The sequence below is a fragment of the Chitinophaga costaii genome, from assembly GCF_900094705.1.
In the GTDB taxonomy this organism is placed as follows: Bacteria; Bacteroidota; Bacteroidia; order Chitinophagales; family Chitinophagaceae; genus Chitinophaga; species Chitinophaga costaii.
The window spans coordinates 1-2,107 of sequence record NZ_FMAR01000043.1; the positions used below are offsets into that span (position 1 = coordinate 1).

Consider the following 2,107-nt stretch of genomic DNA (forward strand, 5'->3'; position numbering starts at 1 on the left):
CCGAGTACGCGCACCTTTGTACCCGTTACCAGGCCGTTGGTCATCGTGCTGCTGGTAGTCACCGGGGTAGCATAGGCGCTGTTACTGGCATCGGTTATCCCGCCCTCTGTATACCGGTGTTCCACCCAACAGCCCGTGGCATGGCTGCCGAACAAGATCACCTTCTCGGGAAACAAATTGACTAATAAGATACTTTTGATGGTTATGGTAATTTTCTTTCAGGAACTCGCTGTTCTGAGATGCTGCCATCTATTGATGGTGGCAAAAAAACTGGCTGCTTTACTTGATACAACCGTAGGTTATTTATTGGGTAGAATGAAAATAACCAGCTTTTTAAAAACCCGAAGATTTTACAACGTTTACAGGGTATACAAAAGCTTTCTGATAATCAACTGGTACACATCTTTATTACTCTCGATACACTGCTAATGGGTTTTAATAATAAAAAAGCTTACGCTTCTTAAAATACAAAAGCCCCGTGAGGGATTTTGTATTTTAATATCACTTTTATTTTTTCTTATAATGAGGTGTAAACTGTTGTGTATAACAAGCCTTATCTGTTTTAAATATACCTTTCGCAAATGCTTCTTTATGTAATTCTGGCAACCTCTTAAATTTTTTCTTTCTATGTCTATCAACCTTCTTAAGAGTCATAAAATCATAAGTGCCGCTTAACATCATTACAACCTCTACTTCATCACATTTATCTACAAGCTCAATAGTTGCAGGCTCAATTGCAACAGACCTAAATATTATTTTTTTCATTGAAGCAGGAATATCTACTTGGAAAAAACCTTTTAAATCTGTTTTGCCAACTTCAACTGTGTCATTAATCATAATTGATGCTAATGCCACAGTTTCAAAATCATCAGAAATCACTCGTCCTTTGATTGTTTTATTCTGAGAATAAAGACTACATGATGAAACAACGATTACAATAAAAGTGATAATTAATTTCTTCATCCTACTTTCAATCTTTTTATGGTCTATATTCATGAGTATAATCGTATTCTCCTGGTTTTGCCTGACCTGCAATTCTATACAGTATAATAAAACTTGCGTCGGGTATTAATGGCTTATCATTTTGAAGACCTCTAACATCGGCTGAAAGTTCTGGTGCAGATTGAGTTGCTCCTAATTCGCCTTTAGGATGAGTATGAAATTCTTGTAAAACATTATTATTAGAATAATCAACTCCGTATTTTTTTATTAATTCATGAGGTGAACCATATGATTTATCAAATTCATTATTTATATATTTTCCTAGTTCCATATCAGTAACATTTTTGGAACCATCAGTTGAATACGAAAATCCTTTAATTTCTTTTCCAATATACTCTGAAAGCTGTAATGTAAAAGATTTAACCCCATCAACGGACGGTTGATCTTTTCCACCGACGGCAATAACATTATCATCTTTTTGAAAATTCATCCCGTTTTTTAAAATCCCTTTTTCTATTCCATCCACTGCCACCTTAGCTTCGCCATTCCGTTTATACTTAACTACAGCTTCTCCGTTTTTATTTACTTTTGATTTAAGTATTCTATCAGGGTCATCGTTCTTTTCTCCTACCTGTTTTATCTCTCCTGTCTTTTTATTCAATGTATAATCTGTCAAACCGTTGGGGTCTATCCTAATTATAGGGTTATTTTGAACATAGTTGTATGGCGTTGCCCAATATCGCTTGTGAGCTAATGGGTCAATAGTAGTCCACCGTCCAATTTGTGGGTCATGCTGTCTTGATCCAAAATCATAAAGTTCTAAGCCGGAGCCGTCTGTAAATTCTTTGCTCTGTAATTCTTTTCCGTTGTATTTGTATATATTTTCTTGTGCATTGTTCAAAGCCTTAGATGATATCCCCGCCATCGTCAACCCAAACGGATAATAATGCGTCTCCTCCAACAACGGCCCATTGGTATGGTTCACTACCAGATTATCAAAATACACATCCTGCCCACTCTCATTACTCACGTAAATATAAATAAACCCGGTGGATTTAATCGTCATGGCGCTAACGGCCAGCGTTTGCAGCGCCCCCGGCGATGCCTGTACCTGCCGGTTTCCACTATTACTGCTCACCATATTGAACTGGTCATCAAACAATAC

The 2,107-nt window shown here is 37.0% G+C and carries 2 protein-coding genes; both read right to left on the reverse strand.

From position 1 onward, the window contains the following. Window positions 1-507: 507 nt before the first annotated feature. A complete protein-coding gene (locus GA0116948_RS20815; protein ID WP_123891799.1) occupies window positions 508-963 on the reverse strand; it encodes a hypothetical protein in 456 nt (151 codons plus the stop codon). 16 nt (window positions 964-979) lie between these two features. Further along, on the reverse strand, window positions 980-2,107 hold a 1,128-nt coding region (locus GA0116948_RS20820), incomplete at its 5' end, for an RHS repeat domain-containing protein (protein ID WP_317041945.1).

Coding starts and splice junctions, on each gene's coding strand:
- GA0116948_RS20815 (WP_123891799.1), bottom strand. CDS start 963: ATGAAGAAATTAATTATCACTTTTATTGTAATCGTTGTTTCATCATGT.